We start from the raw sequence: 21,776 nt of genomic DNA on the forward strand, positions 1-21,776 counted from the left end.
ACCATGCTTGAAGCAGATTTCGTCATCATCGGCTCCGGCTCGGCCGGCTCGGCCATGGCCTACCGACTGTCGGAAGACGGCAAGCATTCGGTGATCGTCATCGAATTTGGCGGCACCGATATCGGGCCGCTGATCCAGATGCCGTCGGCCCTGTCGATCCCGCTCAACACCAGCCTCTACGACTGGGGCTTTGCCAGCGAGCCGGAGCCGCATCTCGGCGGCCGCGTGCTGGCGACGCCACGCGGCAAGGTCATCGGCGGTTCGTCCTCGATCAACGGCATGGTCTATGTGCGCGGCCATGCCCGCGACTTCGACCACTGGGCCGAAGAGGGTGCGACTGGCTGGGGCTTTGCCGACGTGCTTCCCTATTTCAAGCGCATGGAAGACTCGGACGGCGGCGAGGACGGCTGGCGGGGCAAAAGCGGCCCGCTGCATGTGCAGCGCGGCCCCCGCAAAAATCCACTCTACGGCGCCTTCGTCGAAGCAGGCCGCCAGGCCGGTTTCGAGCTGACCGACGACTATAATGGATCGAAGCAGGAAGGCTTCGGGCCGATGGAGCAGACAATCCGCGGCGGCCGCCGCTGGTCGGCGGCGAGCGCCTATCTCAAACCGGCGCTGAAGCGAGAAAATGTGAGTCTGGTCAAGGGTTTCGCCCGGCGGGTGATCATCGAGAATCAACGCGCCATCGGCGTCGAGATCGAAGCTCACAAACAGATTCAGGTCGTTAAGGCACGACGTGAAGTGATCGTTGCCGCATCGTCGATCAACTCGCCCAAGATCCTGATGCTGTCCGGCATCGGCCCTGCCGAGCATCTGAGGGAAAACGGCATCCAGGTGGTGGCCGATCGGTCAGGTGTCGGCCGCAACCTGCAGGACCATATGGAGCTTTATATCCAGCAGGAATCGACAAAGCCGATCACGCTGAACTCGGTGCTGAATCCGTTCTCCAAGGCATTGATCGGCGCGCAATGGCTGTTCTTCAAAACCGGCCTCGGCGCTACCAACCATTTCGAGGCGGCTGCCTTCGTGCGCTCGCGCGCCGGCGTCGACTATCCCGACATCCAGTACCACTTCATCCCGGCGGCGGTGCGCTATGACGGCAAGGCGGCGGCGAAGTCGCACGGCTTCCAGGCGCATGTCGGACCGATGCGATCGAAGTCGCGCGGCTCGGTAACGCTGCGCTCGCCCGACCCCAAATCCAAGCCGGTGATCCGCTTCAACTACATGTCGCATCCAGACGACTGGACGGAGTTCCGCCATTGCATCCGGCTGACCCGCGAGATCTTCGGTCAGTCAGCGTTCGATGCCTACCGCGGCAAGGAAATCTCGCCGGGCCCCCACGTCCAGTCGGATGACGATCTCGATGTCTTCATCCGGGATCACGCCGAGAGCGCCTACCATCCCTGCGGCACCTGCAAGATGGGTCGGGCCGACGATGCGATGAGCGTCGTCGATCCGGAATGCCGCGTCATCGGCGTCGAAGGATTGCGGGTCGCCGACTCGTCGATATTCCCGCGCGTCACCAACGGCAATCTCAACGCACCGTCGATCATGACCGGCGAGAAGGCCGCCGACCACATCCTCGGCCGCACGCCGCTGGCGCCGTCCAACCAGGAACCATGGATCAATCCGCGCTGGCAGGCGTCGGACAGATAGAGCATTGTTCGGGCGGACTGAACCGCCCGCGTCGCTTTCGCGAAAGACGATTTGGAGAACTCCCATGCGCGCCCAGCCCACGGCATCGCACTATGTCAACGGACGCTACATCGACGACGAGCAGGGTGCGCCGCTGCCGGTCATCTATCCGGCCACCGGCGAGACCATCGCCATGCTGCGTTCGGCAACACCGAACGTGGTGGAACTCGCGATCGAAGCAGCGCGTGCAGCACAGCCAGCATGGGCGCGGCTCAAGCCGGTCGAGCGTGGACGCATCCTGCGCCGCGCCGCCGACATTTTGCGCGCGCGCAATGCCGATCTGGCGCGCATCGAGACGCTCGATACCGGCAAGGCGATCCAGGAAACGCTGGTCGCGGATGCGCCCTCCGCAGCCGATTGCCTTGAGTATTTCGGCGGCGCGGTCGCTGCCTATAATGGCGAGTCCGTCGATCTCGGCGGGCCTTTCGCCTACACCAGGCGCGAGGCGCTGGGCGTCTGCGTCGGCATCGGCGCTTGGAACTATCCGATCCAGATCGCCGGCTGGAAATCGGCACCGGCGCTGGCCATGGGCAATGCCATGGTGTTCAAGCCTTCGGAGAATACGCCGCTGTCGGCGCTGGCGCTGGCCGAAATCTACACGGAGGCCGGCTTGCCCGACGGGCTGTTCAACGTCGTGCAAGGCTATGGCGACGTTGGTGCCGGCCTTGTCGGGCACGATGTCGTCGCCAAGGTCTCGGTGACCGGTTCGGTGCCGACCGGCCGCAAGGTGCTGTCGCTCGCCGGCTCCAAGATGAAGCACGCGACCATGGAACTCGGCGGCAAGTCGCCGCTGATCGTCTTCGACGATGCCGATCTCGAAAACGCCATCGGCGGCGCCATGCTCGGCAATTTCTATTCGAGCGGCCAGATCTGCTCCAACGGCACGCGGGTCTTCGTACAGAAGGGCATCCACGACCGCTTCGTCGACCGGCTGGTCGAGCGGACGAAGAAGATTCGCATCGGTGATCCGCTCGATCCCGAAACACAGATGGGACCACTGGTCTCGAAGGCGCAGCACGAGAAGGTCGTCGGCTATATCGAGATCGGCAAGCAGGACGGTGCTGTGCTTGCCTGCGGCGGCAACGTGCCTTCGCTGCAGGGCTTCCAGGGCGGCTTCTTCGTCGAGCCGACAGTCTTCACCGGCGTCACCGACTCCATGCGCATCGCGCGTGAGGAGATTTTCGGGCCAGTCATGAGCGTACTGAAGTTCGATGACGAGAACGAGGTGATCGACCGCGCCAATGACACCGAGTTCGGCCTCGCCGCCGGCGTGTTCACACGCGACCTGCCACGCGCCCACCGCGTCATCGCCGAGCTGCAGGCCGGCACCTGCTGGATCAATGCCTACAATTTGACGCCGGTCGAAATCCCCTTCGGCGGCTTCAAGCAGTCGGGCATCGGGCGCGAGAATTCGCTGGCAGCACTGGCGCTCTATTCGCAGCTGAAATCGATCTATGTCGAGACCGGCGACGTCGCCAGTCCCTACTGAGGCCGCAGATTACTGAGGCTTGTCATTGGTGCTGTCCAGATACTGGGTCAGCGCACAGACCAGATGATAAAAAATGCTGGCCGGCACGTCTGACGCCAACGAGCGGCCGCGTTCGTCGATGCGGTCGATCCACAGGCCGAGCGGCGCAGGATCGATGTGCCAACGGAACAGCCGGCCGACACGCGCCTCAATCTCCGGCTTGAGGTCAGGCCCACCAGAACCATCCAGCGCGATCGCCGCTTTGATCGCTTCAGCCTGCGGCCAACTGCGTGACACAAGGTCGAGCGGCAGGCCTTGCCGGGAGACGGCACCATAGGCGAGGCCAGTGGCGCGGTTGAGGCCGTTGGCGATCGCCGAGGCATAGAGTTTTCGGGCAAAGCCGCTCAATTCGGTCTGGCCGCTGCGCCCGGCGAAATCGACCAGCAAAGAGGCCCATTCGAAGTGATGGCCGGGTTCTGTCCAAGACCCTTTCTCGCTGCTCGCCGGCTTCCATTCGGCATCGAAATATTCGCCGAGTGTCCAGCTTTCCGAGTCGAAGAAATGACTGCGGAACAGGTCGATGATGCGCGCCGCGCGGCGCAGATAAGCGCGGTCTCCGGTCGCCTGATACCAGGCCAGGAAGGCCTCGAGCAGATGCATATGCGGATTGGAGCGCCGCTCGCCCTCGCCGCCCGACGTCTCCAGGAAACCGGTCATGCGACTATCCTCGAGATGTGCGTCGAGAAACACAAAGGTTTCCTCGCCAAGCCTCAATGCATCCGGGTTACCGCACATATGGGCATGCGCCAGCGCCAGCAGCACGCAGGAATGATCGTAGGCATCCTCGGCGGCGTCAGCGACCGTGCCGTCGACATTCAGCGTGCGCACCCAGCCGCCACTGTCGGTGCGGCCATTCCTGGACATGAACTCGATGCCGTGGCCGATCAGGCGGTCGGCTGGGCCGTCCCAGCCGCGCGCCTTGGCGACTGCGAAGGCATAGACCTGCCGCGCCATGGTGCGCATGCGCTTGGGCTTGATCAGCGGCGTGGCGTCAAAACCCAGCGCCTCATGAAAGCCGCCGTGACGCTCGTCGACCCCGATCGTCGACCAGAGTGGCACGGTCTCCTGAAACAGCCAGTGATGCACGCGCCGCCGCCAGGCGCCGCTTTCGATGACGCGGTCGTGCGCCGGCGTGAACCTTGTTTCCAGCCGGCCGCTTTTTTCGAGCTGTTCGACGATCTTCTTGACGTGCTGGCTGTGGCTGACCGGGGCGACGAAGGTGGCATCGACGGTCGAGACGATGGCGACATCCTTGAGGCCGATGGCCGACAGCAAGCGGCCATCGCTGCGGAAGTAGGAATTCTCGCAGTCGATGGCGACGACGTCGCCGACGATGACGTTGCCCTGGCCGTCGGAAGGACCGACATCGAGCAGCGACTGCCAGGAGCCGAGATCGTTCCAGCGAAAGCCGGCCGGCACCATGGCGATGTCTTTTGCCCGCTCCATGATGGCATAGTCGATCGAGGTCGACGGAATGGCGGCGTAGAGCTCCAGCGGCATATAGAGGCCGGACAGATCTGATGTCGCGGCCTTGTAGGCAGCTTCGGTGGCTTGCCAGATGTCGGGCTGGAAAGTCGCGAAGGCATCGCGCATGGCGCTAGCGCGAAACAGGAAGATGCCGGTGTTCCAGTAGAAGCTTCCGGCCTTGAGATAGCTCTGCGCGGTGGCGAGGTCGGGTTTTTCGACAAAACGCGAGACGTCGCAGATGCCGTCCTTTTCGCGGGATATCTCGATATAGCCGTAACCGGTTTCGGGCTGCGTCGGCTTGATGCCGAACACCACCAGCCGGCCCGCAAGTGCTGCCGCGCAGCCTGCCTCGACGCTTTGCCAGAATTGCCGCGCGGTTGATATCTCGTGGTCTGACGGCACCACCAGCACCAGGCTGTCGCCGAATTCGGACAGCGTGCGCAGCGTCGCCAAGGCGACCGCGGCGGCGGTGTTGCGACCGGTCGGCTCGAACAGCGGGCCGCCGCCGGAAAGGTCGAGCCCGGCGAGGTCGGCATGGACGCGATCGGCGTGCCGCTCCGACGCGATCAGGAAGATCGGCGTTTCGCCGTCAGGTCTGTCCGTCAATCGGCGCAGAGTCTTGGCCAGCATCGAGCCGTCCCCCGACAGGTCGTGGAACTGCTTGGGATTGTCTTCGCGCGACAGCGGCCAGAGCCGCGAGCCGATGCCGCCGCTCATGACAAAACTGACGATCCGCTCGGTCATTCGGCTCTCGCGATTAGAAGGTCTGGTTGTAGGCGCCGACTTCGGGGCTGCGACGCAGCACAGCATCGACGCCTTCGAACATCTGCCGCCGGCGTTCGGACGATACCGGGCTCTCGACCACGACGACAAGCTCCGGTTTGTTCGACGAGGCCCGCACCAGGCCCCAGGTGCCGTCTTCGGCAACGACGCGCACGCCATTGACGGTGATCAGCTCCGCGATCTTCTGGCCGGCAAAGACGGCACCGTCCTGCCGCATGGCCTGAAAGTCGGAAACCACCCGCTCGACCACGCCGTATTTCACATCGTCCGGGCAGTGTGGCGACATGGTCGGCGTGCCGAAGGTCAGCGGCAGATCGCGGTAGAGATCGGCCATCGAGTTGCCCGGACTGCGATCCAGCATCTGGCAAATTGCAATCGCCGTCACGATGCCATCGTCGTAGCCGCGCCCGACCGGCGGATTGAAGAAGAAGTGACCGGATTTCTCGAAACCGGCGATGGCGCCGAGTTCGGCGACGCGGCGCTTGATGTAGGAGTGGCCGGTCTTCCAATAGTCGGTGACGGCGCCATTTGCCTGCAACACCGAGTCCGTCTTGAACAGCCCGGTCGACTTGACGTCGACGACAAAGGTCGAACCCGGATGGAGGCGGGAAATATCGCGCGCCAGCATGACGCCGACCTTGTCGGCGAAGATTTCGTTGCCTTCATTGTCGACGACGCCGCACCGGTCGCCGTCGCCGTCAAAGCCGAGGCCGACATCAGCCCCGGTTTCCAGCACCTTGTCGCGGATGGCGTGCAGCATCTGCATGTCTTCTGGATTGGGATTGTAGCGCGGGAAGCTATGATCGAGCTCGACATCGAGCGGTATCACCTCGCAGCCGATGCGTTCCAGCGCTTGCGGCGCAAAAGCGCCGGCGGTGCCGTTGCCGCAAGCGGCGACCACCTTCAGCTTTCTCGTGATGCGCTTGTCCCGGGTCAGATCGTCCAAATAGGTTTCGCGGAACCCGGAAACGAAATCATAGGAGCCGCCGCCGACAAGGTCGAAGTCGCCGGCAAGCACGATCTTTTTCAGCGCGCCCATCTCTTCCGGCCCGAAAGTCAGCGGACGCGCCGCGCCCATCTTGACGCCGGTCCAGCCATTCTCGTTGTGCGAGGCGGTGACCATGGCGACCGACGGCGTATCCAGCGCGAACTGGGCAAAATAGGCCATTGGCGACAGCGCGAGGCCGACATCCCTGACCCGCGCACCGGCGGCCATCAGGCCGGAAACCAGCGCCAGCTTGATGCCGAGCGAATAGGAACGGAAATCATGGCCGGTGACGATATCGGGGCCGGCGCCAAGGCGGCGGATCAGCGTGCCCAACCCCATACCGAGCGCCTGGACGCCAATCAGATTGAGCTCCGGCGGCTCGGCCGAGGCCGGATGGCCGAACCACCAGCGCGCGTCATACTCGCGAAACCCGGATGCCTTGATCAGCGCTGAGGTTTCGAATTCGAAGGTGTTGGGACGGGCTTCGCCAACGATCCTGAGGGTCAAGACAGCAAAACTCCAAGCGGCTGGAACACGGATATCGAGGCAGTTGTCGGCGTTTGCTTAGCATACAAGCCTTTAAGCCGTGTTTATCCGGCGCGAAACCGCAAAGCAGACGAAATGCGACAGAAGCGCTGCCATTGGCGCTTGCAGGAACGAAGTGCGGCGGCTATAAGCCCGCGGTCTGGTCACGGAGTGTAGCGCAGCCTGGTAGCGCACCTCGTTCGGGACGAGGGGGTCGCAGGTTCAAATCCTGCCACTCCGACCAGAAAAAACAAATACTTAGGTATTTGTTTCTCCCGATACCTCCTCAAGAAATATCTCGTTTCATACGGGCGGATCGAGGCCAGCCGCGCGGCATCTGCCGCTGTCGCATTTCCGGCTTCTGTAAGGTCTCCGATAACGCTCGAGAGCGCATGCTATTTTTGACGAAACGGTAGCTTGCTCTACCTCGATAATATGATCAGCTGCCGAAATAGCGGTGCTGGAGTGAGGTTGCGCACATGAAGTTGATTTCGACGGCACGCTTGCCGCCCCCTCTGGTGCTCGCCCTGCTTGTTGTCGGCGGCTGCTCATCGATAGGCAGAGCGGTCGATCCAGCGAAATACGACACCATGACATGCGTCGAGCTCAACAATGCCGTGGGAGACGTCGCCCGCGGCATCTCACAAACCGCCATCAGCCGCGGCAAGGTCGCGAACACCAGCGTTCCAAGCTGGCTTTGGGGCGGTACTCGCGTCAAGACGGCCGTCGCCGATCGCGAGACGGCGAGGATCGATCGGTTTAAGCAACAGCAAGAGGCCCTGGTCGCCGCGAGACGCCGCAAGTGCGCGGCATTGCCGGGGTGAACTGACACGGCCAGAGCGGTTGGCTGGCGCTTTCCGTCTCAAGCGCTCAGGCGGAACCTCGTGACATCGATCGCGGCAGCCATCAGCGTCTGCGTGTAGATGTCCTGCGGATCGCTGAAGATCGCCTCGGTCGGCCCCTCCTCGACGATCTTGCCCTGCTTCATGACGATGATGTAGTCGGCCATGGCGCGCACGACCGCGAGGTCGTGGCTGATGAAGAGGTAGGACAGTTCGTGGTCGGCCTGCAGCTTGCGCAGCAGCTCGACGATCTGCTTCTGCACCGAGCGGTCGAGCGCCGAGGTCGGCTCGTCCAGCACCACCACCTTGGGCTTCAGGATCATGGCGCGGGCAATGGCGATACGCTGCCGCTGACCGCCGGAGAATTCATGCGGATAGCGGTTGCGCGAATTGGGATCGAGGCCGACTTCCAGCAGCGCCTCGACCGCGCGCAGATCGCGCTGCTTGCCCGACAAGCTTGGCTCATGCACTAGAAGCCCTTCGGTGATGACCTGGCCGATGGTCATGCGGGGCGACAGCGAGCCGAACGGATCCTGGAAGACCAGCTGCAGTTCACGCCGCAGCGGCCGCATTGCCTGGCGGTCGGCCTCGGAAATATCGCGGTCGCCGAAACGGATGACGCCGTCGCTCGGCAGGAGCCGCAGCAAGGCGCGGCCGAGCGTCGATTTTCCCGAGCCGGATTCGCCGACGATGCCGATGGTCTGGTTGCGTTTCAGCCGGATCGAAATGCGATCGACCGCGCGCAGCAGCAGCGGCTCGCCGGCGAGGAAGCCACCGCCGATCTTGAAGGTCACCTCGACATTCCTGCCTTCGAGCAGGACAGGCGCGTTGGCTGGCGGCGGCGCCTTGGTGCCAGTCGGCTCGGCGGCAATCAGCATCTTGGTGTAGGCATGCTGCGGGTTGGCGAAGACCGCTTCCGCCTCGCCCTCCTCGACGACCTCCCCATAGCGCATGACGTAGACGCGGTCGGCAAAACGCCTGACGATGCCGAGATCGTGGGTGATGAAGACGATCGCCATGCCGAGCTTGCGCTGCAGTTCGGCGAGCAGCATCAGGATCTGCGCCTGGATGGTCACGTCGAGCGCCGTCGTCGGCTCGTCGGCGATCAGTATATCGGGGTCGTTGGCCAGCGCCATGGCGATCATGACGCGCTGGCGCTGGCCGCCCGACATTTCGTGCGGATAGGATTTCATCCGCCGTTCGGGATCTGGAATATGGACCAGCCGCAGAAGCTTGAGCGCCTCTTCGCGCGCCTCGGCCGCGCCAAGTCCTCTATGCCGGCGGATCGGTTCGATCAGCTGGTTGCCGATCGAATAGAGCGGGTCGAGCGAGGTCATCGGCTCCTGGAAGATCATGCTGATCTTGCGGCCACGGACCTGGTTGAGCTCGGATTTGCTCAGCGCCAAGAGGTTGCGGCCGCGGTAGTCGACACTGCCTGATGCCTCGCCGTTCGATGCCAGCAGGCTCATCGCCGCCATCATGGTCTGGCTCTTGCCGGACCCGGATTCGCCGACCACGGCGACGGTTTCGCCCGCATTGACGTGGATGTTGATGCCTTTGACCGCTTCGACCGCGCCATCGAGCGTGCGGAAGCGGACGCGGAGGTCCTTGACGCTGAGGATCGTTTCGGGCGTTTTCATCTCAACGATCCCATCTTTATCGATCTCTTGGGTCGAGCGCGTCGCGCAGGCCGTCGCCGACGAAGTTCAGCGCAAACAGCGTCGAAACGAGGAAGAAGGCAGGAAACAAAAGCAGCCAGTTGGCGGTGCCGATATTCTTGGCGCCGACCGAGATCAGCACGCCCCAACTGGTCATCGGCTCCTGGACGCCGAGCCCGAGGAAGGACAGGAAGCTCTCCAGGATGATGACCTGCGGCACCAGCAACGTCATGTAGATGACCACCGGCCCGAGCAGGTTGGGGATGACGTGGCGCAGCAGAATGCCGCGCTGGCCGACGCCCATCGCTTCCGCCGCCTGGACATATTCCTGGCGCCGGATCGACAGCGCCTGTCCGCGCACGATGCGCGCCATGTCGAGCCACAGCACCGCGCCGACCGCCAGGAACATCAGCACGAAATTCCTGCCGAAGAACACCACGAGCATGATGACGAAGAAGATGAACGGCAGCGAATAGAGCACATCGACGATGCGCATCATCACCTCGTCGACCTTGCCGCCGGCAAAGCCGGCCGAAGCACCGTAAAGCACGCCGATCACAACGGCGACCACGCCGGCGAGCAGGCCGATGGCCAGCGAGATGCGCCCGGCCATCAGCGTTCGCGACAGGAGATCGCGGCCGGTGTTGTCGGTGCCGAACAGGAAATATTGCTGCTTGATCGAGGCACTCATCACCACTTCGAGACCATCAGCCGATTTGCTCTCGATCTTGGTGTCGTCAAAGGCATCGGAACGGTCGATATAGCGGATATTTCGGTCGTCGATCGCCTTGGCCGAGGTGACGGTGACGAAGATGCGATTGCCTTCCTGGCGCCAGTCCTTGATGTCGACACGCATGCGCTTGATCGCTTCATCGAGCGCGGTCTCGATCATGTCGGCCTTCGGATAGGACGAGAAGCTCGGCGGCGTGCGCACATAGTCGGCATAGATGGTGGTGTATTGATGCGGCACGAACCAGGGGCCGAAGACGCTGATGATCGCAATGAACGCAAGGTAGTAGAGGCTGAACATGGCGGCGCGATTGGCCTTGAGGCGCGCCCATGCATCGCCCCACAGGGAGCGGCCGACGACGGCCGGAGCGGTGGCTGCGATATCAGTCATAGCGCACCCTCGGATCGACGACGGCATACATGACGTCGACGATCAGGTTGAAGACGATGGTGAAGATCGCGATCACCACCACCGTCCCCATCACCAGCGTGTAGTCGCGGTTGAGTGCGGCATCGACGAAGTAGCGGCCGACGCCTGGGATGGAGAAGATGGTCTCGACGATGATCGAGCCGGTGAGAAGGGCGGCCGCCGCCGGGCCGGTGAAGGAGACGATCGGCAGGATGGCGCCGCGCAACGCATGTTTTACCACCACCGACCAGTCGGACAGACCGAGCGCGCGGGCGGTACGGATATGGTGGGAGCGCAACGATTCGATCATCGAGCCGCGCATCAGTCGGGCGACGATGGCGATCTGCGGCAGAGCGAGCGTCAGCACCGGGCCGACCTTGTTGATGAAGGCACCATCGCCCCAGCCGCCGATCGGCAGCAGTTTCCAGGTCAATCCGAACAACAGCTGGATCACCGGGGCGATGACGAAGGTCGGGATGGTGCTGCCGGCGGTCGCCAGAGCGATCACGGAATAGTCGCCAAGCTTGTTCTGGTTGAGCGCGGCAACGGTGCCGAGAACGCAGCCGAGCATCAGCGCCAGAACGAGCGCCGAAGCGCCGAGTTGGATTGAGATCGGCAGGCCCTCCCTGAACAATTCGCCTACCGTGAAGTCAGGCATATTGTAGCTGGGACCGAAATTGCCGCGCAGAAGATTGCCGAGATAATGGATGTATTGCAGCCAGAGCGGGTCGCCGAGGCCGAACTGCGCATCGAGATTGGCCTTGATCTCCGGGCTCAGGCCACGCTCCTGATTGAACGGGCCGCCGGGCGCGACGCGTATCAGAAAGAACGCCATGGTCACGATGACGAATAGCGTTGGGATGGCGGTCAAAAGCCGCCGGAATACGTAACGCAGCATCGGTGCCCCGCTTGGCCTGGAGCGACGCGTCCACCTGGACGAGCAAGCTCCAGTGCTTCAAATCTTCGCATCGTGCCTTGTGAAAATCGATCCCGACTTTCGGACCGATGCGATGGCAAACCAGAACCGCCGCGCCCTGAAGGGAACGGCGGTTCGGCCAGGGAACTCAGTCCTTGCTGATGAAGCGGGACGGATGCACGTCCATCACATTGTCGACGAAGCCATGCAGCTTCGGAGAAACGATATCGTGGTAGCTGTAATACAGAAGCGGGATATTGCCGGCGTCGTCGACGAGGATGCGCTCGGCTTCGGCTAAATCCTTCATGCGCTCTTCGGGCTTGCCGCCGGCGGCCGCCGCCTTGTCCATGGCCGCCTCGTATTTCGGGCTGTTATAGAGCGAATAGTTGTTGCCGCTGGCCTTGCGGGTGATGCCGAGGAAGGTTTCCGGATCCTTGTAGTCGGCGATCCAGGCGGCGCGCGCCACGTCATAGTCGCCCTTCTGTTCGAGGAAGGAATAGTGGGTCTTGGTGTCGGTGTTGACCATGGTGACTTCAATACCGAGCGGCTTCAACTGTTCCTGAATGGCGACCGCGGTGTTCTTGTGGTTCTCCGAGGTGTTGTAGCGGATCTCCATTTTCAGCGGCTTGTCGGGCGTATAGCCGAGCTTCTCGAGAATCTTCTTGGCTGCGTCCTCGCGGTCGATTTGCGACATGTCGGCGTATTTGGCCATTGCCGGCGTGTAACCTTCAATGCCTGGAGGCACCATCGAATAGCCCGGGAGCATCGAGTTCTGCCAGACTTTCTCGGCCAGGAAGTCGCGGTCGATTGCCATGGAGATTGCGTTGCGCAGCTCGACATTGTCCCACGGCGCCTTGTCCGTCTTGATGGCGTAGTAGTAGGTGCCGAGATACGGCCCGACGTGAATCTGATCGCCAAACTTGGTCTTCAGGTCGGCGAGCTGTTCGGTCGGGAGGTCGTCATAGCTGTCGAGTTCGCCGGCCTCGAAGCGCTTCATCGCCGACGAGCGGTCCTCGGTCGGAATGAAGTTGACGGTGTCTATCTTGACGGTCGCCGCGTCCCAGAATTTCGGATTCTTGACCATCTTGAGGTGGTCGTTGGGAACCCACTCGGCAAGCGTGTAGGCGCCGTTGGAGACGAGGTTGCCCGGTTTGATCCAATCGGCGCCGAGCTTGTCGATTGAGGCCTTGTTGACCGGATAGGCCGCCTGATGGGTCAGCATCTCGAGGAAATAGGGGGTTGGCGCCTTCAGCGTCACCTCCAGGGTCGTCGCGTCGATCGCCTTGACGCCCATATCCTCGGGCTTGCCCTTTTTGGTGTTGACCTCCTCGGCATTCTTCACGGGGTAGAGCATCGAAGCGTATTCGGCGCCGGTGGCCGGATCTTCCAGCCGGCGGAAAGAATAGACGAAATCATCCGCCGTGACCGGGCTGCCATCCGACCATACGCCGTCCTTGCGCAGCTTGAAGGTGTAAACTGTGCCGTCATCGGAGACTGTCCAGCTTTCGGCCGCGCCCGGGATGAGGTTCGCCTTCTCGTCCTGCATGACCAGTCCCTGGAACAGGTCTCGCAAAACATTGGCTTCATAGACCGTCGAGGTCTTGTGCGGATCGACTGATTCCGGTTCGGCGGCGCTGCCCCTGTTGTAGATGACCTCGGCGAAAGCCGGCGTATTGAAGGTGCCGGCGGCCAAAGCCATGGTTGTAGCGAACACCGTCGCCTTCAGCATGTTTTTCAGCATGAAGTTTCTCCCTGTGGCGCGGGCCTATCGGCCACGCCTTTCGAGTGTTGACGCCCCGAAACCGATTCTGGTCCCTTTGAGCGCGCCGCCGGTTCCCTTTCCGGCAGCTGGGTGGCAGGACACTAGACAGACGGAAATCTTATTTCAACCGAGTCCTGCTTGACGCTAAGTGAGTAGTCTTGCGCTAAAACAGCAAAAGCTAACATTAAAAGTGCTTTTCAACTGGTTGCATCTTCCGGTTGCTCCATCAGTTTTCTGCTGTTGCCATAAGGGCTTGGCATGCTGCGCATCCATTCCCGGGATGCCAGAAATCCGTGCTTCGCGGTACCCGCTTCAGGGCAAATGCGTTGGGGATATAGGCCAGCGAATTGCCATGCAGGCGCTGCCTTTTTATCCCACCCATGCTCGGCATGGTTGCATCGAAGACCAGATCCTGGGCACCCAATCTGCGGAGTCCGGCTCAGCCAAGCCGGCCGAGAAACCAACCCAGCGGCGGCAGCGACAGCCCGTTTTCGTGCAAGACCGTGCCGGCGCTGCCAAGATCGATCACTTCTGCGTCAGCCAGATCTGGCGGCAACGGCAAGGTGGCCGGCTCGTCGGCGAAATTGAAGATGCAGAGCAGTGTCTCGCCGCCACCCTCACGGATGAAGGCAAGAACGTCGCCCTCGGCATCGAGAAAGCGGATGGAACCACGGACCAGCGCCGGATGCGCCTTGCGCAACGCCAGCATCGCCCGGTAACCGGCGAGGACCGGCTTTATCTCACCGTTCTGGACATCGGCAGCGCGGGCGCGATGGCTTTCCGGTACCGGAAGCCACGGCTTGCCGGTGGAAAACCCGGCATTGTCGGCGCCTGCCTCCCAGACCATTGGTGTGCGGCAGCCATCCCTGCCCTTCACTCCCGGCCAGAACCGGATGCCGTAGGGATCGCGCAAATCCTCGAACCTCAACTCGGCCTCCTCCAGGCCGAGCTCCTCGCCCTGATAGAGACAGATCGATCCACGCAGGCACGACAGCAGCGCGATCGAGAACCTTGCCACCGCGTCGGGATCGCCGCCGGGCCGCGTCCAGCGGCTCACATGCCGGACGACGTCGTGGTTGGAAAACGCCCAACAGACCCAGCCATCGGCAACAGTCGTCTCGAAGGCCTCGACGCAGCCACGCACATGCGCCGCCGAGAATTGTGCACCGAGCAGGTCGAAGGTGTAGCACATATGGAGCTTGTCGCCGCCGGAGGTGTAGGCCGCGAGCGTCTGCAGCGAACGGCCTTCGTCACCAACCTCGCCGACGGCGGCGCGAGCCCCATACGCGTCGAGCAGCGCCCGGAACCGCCGGAGGAAATCAAGATTCTCCGGCTGCGTCTTGTCGAACAAATGTTCCTGGTAGAGGTATGTGTTGGTTTCGGTGTTGGTGCCGGCAACGCTCGACGCCAATGGCGGATTGCTGCGCAGCCAGCGATCGTGAACATAGTAGTTGACCGTATCCAGCCGGAAGCCGTCGACACCGCGCTCGAGCCAGAACCGCACCGTTTCCAGCAGCGCGTCCTGGACCTCCTGATTGTGGAAGTTCAGATCCGGCTGCGAGGCAAGGAAGTTGTGCATGTAGTACTGTCTGCGGGTCGCATCCCATTCCCAGGCTGGGCCGCCGAAAATCGACAGCCAGTTGTTGGGCGCGTTGCCGTCGGGTTTCGTATCGGCCCAGACATACCAGTCGGCTTTGGGGTTATCGCGGCTGGCGCGGCTTTCGACGAACCATTCATGCTTGTCCGACGAATGCGACAGGACCTGGTCAATGATGATTTTCAGGCCGAGTCGGTGCGCCTCGGCCATCAGTGCGTCGAAATCCCCTAATGTGCCGAACATCGGATCGACGGCCTGATAGTCGGACACGTCGTAGCCCATATCGGCCATCGGCGACTTGAAGAAGGGCGACAGCCAGACGGCGTCGACGCCGAGCGAGGCGACATGCGCCAGACGGGTGGTGATGCCGCGCAGATCGCCGCTACCGTCGCCCGTGGTGTCCTGAAAGGAGCGCGGGTAGATCTGGTAAATGACGCAGCCGCGCCACCACTCGGCATTGCCTTCGGCCATTACAGCGTCTCCTTGGTGCCAGCCTGCCCGGCTTTGCGTTCGATCATCAAAATGACCGCTCGACCCGGCACGGGCCGTAAGATGTCCGCGGCCTCGCTCAGTGTTTCGAGGGCCGCCATCCATTGAAATCCGTCGCGCGCTGGCAGCGTGAAGACACACGCCCGGCGATCGCCATTGATGATGACGGCTAGACGACCATTCCCCTCGCCGCCGAGCACCATGACCAGACGGTGCCGCTCCGGATCGTGCCAGCCCGCTTCATCGAGCGGCGCGCCGGTTTCGGTCAGCCAGGCAACGTCCGGTATGTCCGAGCCAACCGGCGGCTCGCCGCTCAGAAAGCGCGTATCGGAAAGCGCAGGGGCGGCACGACGCATCGTGGCGAGCGCAAACGCATGGCCTTCCAGCACTTGATCGCGTCCGGCCCAATCGAGCCAGGTGATCTCATTGTCCTGCGGATAAGCGTTGTTGTTGCCGCGCTGGGTGCGGCCGAATTCGTCGCCGGCGGTCAGCATGATGGTGCCGCGCGAGGCAAACAGCGTCGCCAGCAGCGCGCGCTGGTCGTGATGGCGAGCCTCGGCGACCGCCGCGCCGGCGTCGCCTTCGGCGCCGTTGTTCCACGACAGGTTCTCATTGTGGCCGTCGCGATTGTGCTCGCCATTGGCCTGATTGTGCTTGCGCTCGTAGGCAACGATATCGGCCAGCGTCATGCCGTCATGGGCAGCGATGAAATTGACCGAGCGGCTGGTCTGCTGGTCACCTTTGGAGAACACATCGGACGAGCCGGCCAGCCGCGTCGCCAACGCGCCGACCATGCCGCGATCGCCGCGCCAGAAGCGGCGGATGTCGTCGCGATATTTGTCGTTCCACTCGAGCAAGGGAGGGCGAAAATTGCCGAGCTGATAACCGTCCGGCCCGATGTCCCAGGGCTCGGCGATCAGCACGCGGTCAGCCAGCAACGGATCGTCATGCATGGCGCGCAGCAGCGGCGCGTCGGGGTCGAACACGCCCTCGACGCGGCCGAGAATGGGCGCGAGATCAAAGCGGAAACCATCGATGCCGGCATGGCGGACAAAATGGCGAAACGTGTCGAGGATCATTTCCCCGACCACCGGATGGTCGCAAGCAACCGTGTTGCCGGTGCCGGTGTCATTGACCAGCCTGTTGTCAGCCTCGTGCCGGTAGTAGGCGCGGTTGTCGAGCCCACGCAGCGACAGCGTCGGCCCAAGCCTGTCGCTTTCGCCGGTGTGGTTGAAGACAAGGTCGAGGATGGTGCCGATGCCGGCGGCGCGCAATGCGGCGACCGTATCGCGCAATTCCGCCAGACCGCCGGGTGCCAGCCGCGGATCGAGCGCCATGAAGGTGACGGGATTGTAGCCCCAGGCGTTGCGCAGCCCGAGCGGCGGCAGATGCCGTTCGTCGATCGACGCCGTCACCGGCATTAGTTCCACCGCTCCGACGCCTAGTTTCTTCAGGTGCTCGATGACGGCCGGATGAGCCAGGGCGGCAATCGTGCCACGCTGCTTCTCGGGAATTTCCGGATGCAGCATGGTGAAGGCCCGCACCGGCACTTCATAGATGAGACCGCCCGGCTGAAACAGCGGTGCCGAGGCCGGCAGCGGCTTCGGCAAGGCGGCGGCAATCGCCTTTGGCATCAGCGGGGCGGTGTCGGGTCCCTCGCGCCGGCGCTGCGTTAGCCGCCAGTCATAGGCGTAGGGCCTGTCGATCTCGACGGCATAAGGATCGGTCAGCAGCTTGTCGGGGTCGAACCAGAGTCCGCGCTCCGGCACATAGTCGCCATCGGCGCGAAAGCCGTATCTCGTGCCGGCAGCGAGACCGGCGACGAAAAGCGCGTGAACGCCCTCGCCTTCCGGCTCAAGTTCAAGCCGGTCGATCTCCCGGTTCCCCTGCTCGTCGAAGATCGAGACCCAGAGCCGGCGCGCGGCTTGCGACCATGCAGCAAAGCGAACGCCGCCTTGCCCGACAAGTCCACCAAATCGCGGCCAAGTATCGGCCGGCATCCCAAATTCCATCAGGTGATGACGCTCGGCTTGTCACGGCCGGTATGGCTGCGAATCCCGGCAATATCATCGGCTGCCGCAATCAGATCGGCAAGTGCGGCCTGCGTGTCGAGATCGTGCCTCGCCTTGTCCGCCTCGTAGCGCTCGACATAGACGCGCAGCGTCGCCCCTGATGTGCCGGTGCCGGAAAGACGGAAGACGACGCGCGAGCCGCCTTCGAACAGCACCCTGATGCCCTGGTTCTTGCTGACCGAGCCATCGACCGGATCGTGATAGGCGAAGTCGTCGGCGCTGGCGATCTTCATGCCGCGCACGCTGGTCCCCGGCAACGAACCAAGCTTGGCTCGCAGTTCGTCGACCAGCGCATTGGCGCGGTCGGTCTCGACTTCCTCATAGTCATGCCGCGAGTAGTAGTTGCGGCCGTAGCTCGCCCAGTGCTCGGTGACGATCTGCTTGGCGCTTTCGCCGCGCACAGCAAGGATGTTGAGCCACAACAGCACGGCCCACAGGCCGTCCTTTTCGCGGACATGGTTGGAGCCGGTGCCGGCACTTTCCTCGCCGCAGATCGTTGCCATGTCGGCGTCGAGCAGATTGCCGAAGAACTTCCAGCCGGTCGGCGTTTCATAGATGCCGATGCCGAGCTTTTCGGCGACGCGGTCGGCCGCACCGCTGGTCGGCATGGAGCGGGCGATGCCTTTCAGGCCAGCCTTGTAGCCCGGCGCCAGATGGGCATTGGCGGCGAGCATCGCCACCGAATCCGACGGGGTGACGAAAATGCCTTTTCCGATGATCAGATTGCGGTCGCCGTCGCCGTCGGAGGCAGCACCGAAGTCCGGCGCATCCGGCCCCATCATCTCGTCATAGAGGTGCTTTGCGTGGACCAGGTTGGGATCGGGGTGATGGCCGCCGAAGTCCGGCAGCGGCTTGAAGTTGCGGCAGGTGCCGTTGGGAGCACCGAGCCGTCGTTCGAGGATCTCCTTGGCATAGGGGCCGGTGACCGCATGCATGGCGTCAAAGCGCATGCGGAAGCCGTATTTGAAATTGGCGCGGATGGCGTCGAAATCGAACAGGCTTTCCATCAGCTCGGCATAGTCGGCGACCGGATCGATGATCTCGACCGTCATGCCGGCAGCCTTGACCGTGCCGATCCTGTCGATGTCGATTGGCTCGATGTCGGCGATTTTGAAGCTCGAAATCACCTTGGTCTTGGCAAACATGGCGTCGGTCAGCTTTTCCGGCGCCGGGCCGCCATTGCCGGCATTGTACTTGATGCCGAAATCCTCATGCGGGCCGCCGGGATTGTGGCTGGCCGACAGGATGATGCCGCCGAAGGTCTTGTACTTGCGGATGACATGCGAGGCCGCCGGCGTCGACAATATGCCGCCCTGCCCGACCATCACCTTGCCGAAACCGTTGGCCGCGGCCATGGCGATGGCCTTCTGGATGACCTCGCGGTTGTAGAAGCGGCCGTCGCCGCCGATCACCAGGGTCTGGCCCTCGAACCCGTCCAGCGCATCGAAGATCGACTGGATGAAGTTCTCGGCATAATGCTCCTGCTGGAACACCGGCACCTTCTTGCGCAGCCCGGAGGTGCCGGGCTTCTGGTCGGGATAGGGTTTGGTGACGACGGTTCTTATCATGCCTCAGGCAGCCCTTTTCGAAAGCAGCAAGCGATAGAGTTCAACATATTTTTCAGCACTTCGGTCCCAAGACACATCGGCCTTCATGCCTTGCCGCTGCATCGACGTCCAGACCGTCGGGTTGGCGTGCGCCTCCACCAGCCGGCGGATGGCGTGCAGGAAGGCGCCGGCATTGGCGGGCGCGAACTGGAAGCCGGTTGCCACGCCGGCCGAAACGGCAGCCTCATTGGCGTCGATGACTGTGTCTGCCAGGCCGCCGGTGCGGGCGACGACCGGCACGCAGCCATAGCGCAGGCCGTAAAGCTGCGTCAGCCCGCAAGGCTCGAAACGCGACGGGATAATGATGGCGTCGCAGCCGCCCTGCATGGTGTGGGAAAGCCCTTCATCATAGCCGACGACGACCCCGATGCGGCCGCGATGGCGGGCGGCCGCGGCAAGCAGTGCGCCTTCGAGCCCGGCGTCGCCGGAGCCGAGGATCGCCAGCCGTGCCCCGGCGGCGACAATGCCGTCGACGACCGTCGCCAATATGTCCATGCCCTTTTGCCACGTCAGCCGGCTGACGACGCAGACGATCGGACTGTCGTCGCGGTCGAGGCTGAAACGATCCTCGACGGCGGCCCGGTTTGGCGCACGCGCCTTCAGTGTCTTGGCGCTGTAGCTGGAAACCAGATGCTTGTCGGTTTCCGGGTTCCAGATGTCGGTGTCGATGCCGTTGACGATGCCAAAGAGATCGGTGGAGCGCATGTTGATGAGGCCATCAAGGCCCATGCCGAATTCCGCCGCGCGGATTTCCTGGGCATAGGTCGGGCTGACCGTGGTGATCGCCCAGGCAGCCTGCAGGCCGGCCTTGAGGAAGCCGACGCCGCCATAATATTCGACGCCGTCGAGCGCCATCGCCACCGCCGGCAGGCCAAGCTCGCCAAAGATGCCGGCGCCGAACTGGCCCTGGAAGGCGAGGTTGTGGACGGTGATCATCGAAGGGATACCGACCGCCTTGCCATAACGCATATAGGCCAGCGTCATCGCCGACTGCCAGTCATGGGCATGGACGAGATCCGGCTGGTAGCCGGAGATGGCGCCGCCGGCTATGTCGCCGCCGACCTGGCTCAAGGCCGCGAAACGCCGCCAGTTGTCCGGCCAGTCGGCGCCGGCAGCATTGCCATAGGGGCCGCCGGGACGGTCGAACAGATGCGGCGCGTCGAGCACGAACAGGTCGAGCCCGGCGATCTCAACGGCATGGACCGAGGCCTTGCCACCCTGCAGCAGCGGGTACTGGTGAACCGCCTTCTTTTTCTTGAAGGCATCCATCACTGTGGGAAAGCCGGGGATGAGCGTGCGCATGGTCACGCCCTTGGCCGCCAAGGCGATGGGTAACGCCCCGGTTACGTCGGCCAGCCCGCCAGTCTTGATCAGCGGGAAGATCTCGGGCGTGACCGACAGAACCTGCATGCGCCTACAATCCCACCCTGTCTGTTCTACAATTTCAATTTGTCGATCATGTCCTGCGTGACAAGGCAGATGCCTTTTTCCGAAACGCGGAAGCGCTTGGCGTCGAGGATGGGATCCTCACCGACCACCAGCCCCTCCGGTATCCTTACGCCATGATCGATCACCACGCGCTTCAACTTTGCGTTCCGGCCGACATGGACGTCGGGCAGCATGACGACTTCTTCCAGCGTCGAATAGGAATTGATGCGCGCGCCGGTGAAGATGAGGCTTTTCTTCAGCGAAGCCCCGGAGACAATGCAATCGCCTGAGACCAGCGACGACACGGCCGAACCACGGCGGCCATCCTCGTCATGCACGAATTTTGCCGGTGGCTTCAACTCGGCGTAGGTCCAGATCGGCCAGTCGCGGTCGTAGAGGTCGAGTTCCGGGGTGATGTCGGTCAAATCGATATTGGCTTCCCAATAGGCGTCGACGGTTCCGACATCGCGCCAATAGGCCTCGTTCTCGGCCGTCGAGCGGACACAGGATTTGGCGAAGCGATGGGCGATCGCCTTACCGTGTTCGACGATGTAGGGGATGATGTCCTTGCCGAAGTCGCGGCTTGAATCGGGCGCTGCCGCATCGCGGCGCAGTTGCTCCATCAGGAACTTGGTCTTGAACACATAGATGCCCATCGAGGCCAGGGCGAACTCCGGCTTGTCGGGAATGCCTGGCGGATCGGCCGGCTTTTCGACGAAGGCGATGATGTTGTCCTTCTGGTCGACATGCATGACGCCGAAGCCGGTTGCTTCCATGCGCGGCACTTCGAGGCAGCCGACGGTGACGTCGGCATTGGCGTCGACGTGCTGGCGAAGCATCAGCTCATAGTCCATCTTGTAGATGTGATCGCCGGCGAGGATCACCATGTATTCGGGCCCGTGGGCCTCGATGATGTCGATGTTCTGGTACACGGCATCGGCCGTGCCCTCATACCACTGCGTCTCCGACACGCGCTGGCTGGCCGGCAGGATGTCGAAGCTTTCGTTTCGCTCGGGACGCAGGAAGTTCCAGCCGCGCTGCAGATGGCGGATCAGCGAATGCGCCTTGTACTGGGTGGCGACGCCGAGGCGACGAATGCCGGAATTGAGGGCGTTGGAGAGCGCGAAATCGATGATGCGCGTCTTGCCGCCGAAATAGACCGCAGGCTTGGCACGGCGGTCGGTCAATTCCTTGAGGCGGCTGCCGCGGCCGCCGGCCAACACATAGGCCATGGCGTCGCGGGCCAGCGGCTGGGTTCGTTTTGTTTGTGCCATTTTTACC

14 protein-coding genes and 1 tRNA gene are annotated in these 21,776 nt (G+C 62.8%); 4 read left to right on the plus strand and 11 right to left on the minus strand.

From position 1 onward, the window contains the following. Positions 1 to 3: 3 nt before the first annotated feature. Positions 4 to 1,656: a choline dehydrogenase gene (betA, locus tag LHFGNBLO_RS30290; RefSeq protein WP_258603401.1), complete on the plus strand. Its 1,653-nt coding sequence runs from the start codon at positions 4 to 6 to the stop codon at positions 1,654 to 1,656. Between the two features lie 64 nt (positions 1,657 to 1,720). Further along, positions 1,721 to 3,184, plus strand: a complete 1,464-nt coding sequence (gene betB, locus LHFGNBLO_RS30295) for a betaine-aldehyde dehydrogenase (RefSeq protein WP_258603403.1) — start codon at positions 1,721 to 1,723, stop codon at positions 3,182 to 3,184. 9 nt (positions 3,185 to 3,193) lie between these two features. Here betB and LHFGNBLO_RS30300 read toward each other — a convergent pair whose 3' ends face one another. Then, complete coding sequence (locus LHFGNBLO_RS30300; RefSeq protein ID WP_258603411.1) at positions 3,194 to 5,434, minus strand: AGE family epimerase/isomerase; 2,241 nt, start codon at positions 5,432 to 5,434, stop codon at positions 3,194 to 3,196. Positions 5,435 to 5,447: 13 nt separating this feature from the next. Then, a complete protein-coding gene (locus LHFGNBLO_RS30305) occupies positions 5,448 to 6,968 on the minus strand; it encodes a phosphomannomutase/phosphoglucomutase (protein ID WP_258603413.1) in 1,521 nt (506 codons plus the stop codon). A gap of 185 nt (positions 6,969 to 7,153) precedes the next feature. Here LHFGNBLO_RS30305 and LHFGNBLO_RS30310 point away from each other — a divergent pair. Further along, a tRNA-Pro gene (locus LHFGNBLO_RS30310) sits at positions 7,154 to 7,230 on the plus strand. A 235-nt stretch (positions 7,231 to 7,465) separates the two neighbouring features. Further along, complete coding sequence (locus LHFGNBLO_RS30315; protein ID WP_258603415.1) at positions 7,466 to 7,810, plus strand: hypothetical protein; 345 nt, start codon at positions 7,466 to 7,468, stop codon at positions 7,808 to 7,810. Positions 7,811 to 7,848: 38 nt separating this feature from the next. Here LHFGNBLO_RS30315 and LHFGNBLO_RS30320 read toward each other — a convergent pair whose 3' ends face one another. The 9 genes from LHFGNBLO_RS30320 to glgC all read right to left on the minus strand — a co-directional run bounded on the left by LHFGNBLO_RS30320 (position 7,849) and on the right by glgC (position 21,769). Then, positions 7,849 to 9,468: an ABC transporter ATP-binding protein gene (locus LHFGNBLO_RS30320; protein ID WP_258603416.1), complete on the minus strand. Its 1,620-nt coding sequence runs from the start codon at positions 9,466 to 9,468 to the stop codon at positions 7,849 to 7,851. Positions 9,469 to 9,484: 16 nt separating this feature from the next. Then, positions 9,485 to 10,606, minus strand: coding sequence for an ABC transporter permease (locus tag LHFGNBLO_RS30325; protein WP_258603417.1), 1,122 nt, complete (start codon positions 10,604 to 10,606; stop codon positions 9,485 to 9,487). Beyond that, positions 10,599 to 11,522, minus strand: a complete 924-nt coding sequence (locus LHFGNBLO_RS30330) for an ABC transporter permease subunit (RefSeq protein ID WP_258603418.1) — start codon at positions 11,520 to 11,522, stop codon at positions 10,599 to 10,601. The genes LHFGNBLO_RS30325 and LHFGNBLO_RS30330 overlap by 8 nt, the downstream gene beginning before the upstream one ends. A gap of 166 nt (positions 11,523 to 11,688) precedes the next feature. Further along, entirely contained in the window at positions 11,689 to 13,281 is a 1,593-nt protein-coding gene (locus LHFGNBLO_RS30335; protein ID WP_258603421.1) for a peptide ABC transporter substrate-binding protein, read from the minus strand. A 460-nt stretch (positions 13,282 to 13,741) separates the two neighbouring features. Further along, a complete protein-coding gene (locus tag LHFGNBLO_RS30340) occupies positions 13,742 to 15,370 on the minus strand; it encodes an alpha-glucosidase family protein (protein WP_258603426.1) in 1,629 nt (542 codons plus the stop codon). Then, the gene (glgX, locus tag LHFGNBLO_RS30345; protein ID WP_258603429.1) at positions 15,370 to 17,388 is read right to left on the minus strand and encodes a glycogen debranching protein GlgX; all 2,019 of its coding nucleotides are present in this window, start codon (positions 17,386 to 17,388) and stop codon (positions 15,370 to 15,372) included. The genes LHFGNBLO_RS30340 and glgX overlap by 1 nt, the downstream gene beginning before the upstream one ends. A gap of 11 nt (positions 17,389 to 17,399) precedes the next feature. After that, a complete protein-coding gene (locus tag LHFGNBLO_RS30350; protein WP_258603430.1) occupies positions 17,400 to 19,028 on the minus strand; it encodes an alpha-D-glucose phosphate-specific phosphoglucomutase in 1,629 nt (542 codons plus the stop codon). Between the two features lie 3 nt (positions 19,029 to 19,031). Further along, positions 19,032 to 20,477, minus strand: coding sequence for a glycogen synthase GlgA (gene glgA, locus LHFGNBLO_RS30355; RefSeq protein WP_258603438.1), 1,446 nt, complete (start codon positions 20,475 to 20,477; stop codon positions 19,032 to 19,034). Positions 20,478 to 20,503: 26 nt separating this feature from the next. Next, positions 20,504 to 21,769, minus strand: coding sequence for a glucose-1-phosphate adenylyltransferase (glgC, locus tag LHFGNBLO_RS30360; RefSeq protein ID WP_258603440.1), 1,266 nt, complete (start codon positions 21,767 to 21,769; stop codon positions 20,504 to 20,506). Positions 21,770 to 21,776: the final 7 nt, after the last annotated feature.

The organism is Mesorhizobium sp. AR10 (assembly GCF_024746795.1).
Taxonomy (GTDB): Bacteria; Pseudomonadota; Alphaproteobacteria; order Rhizobiales; family Rhizobiaceae; genus Mesorhizobium.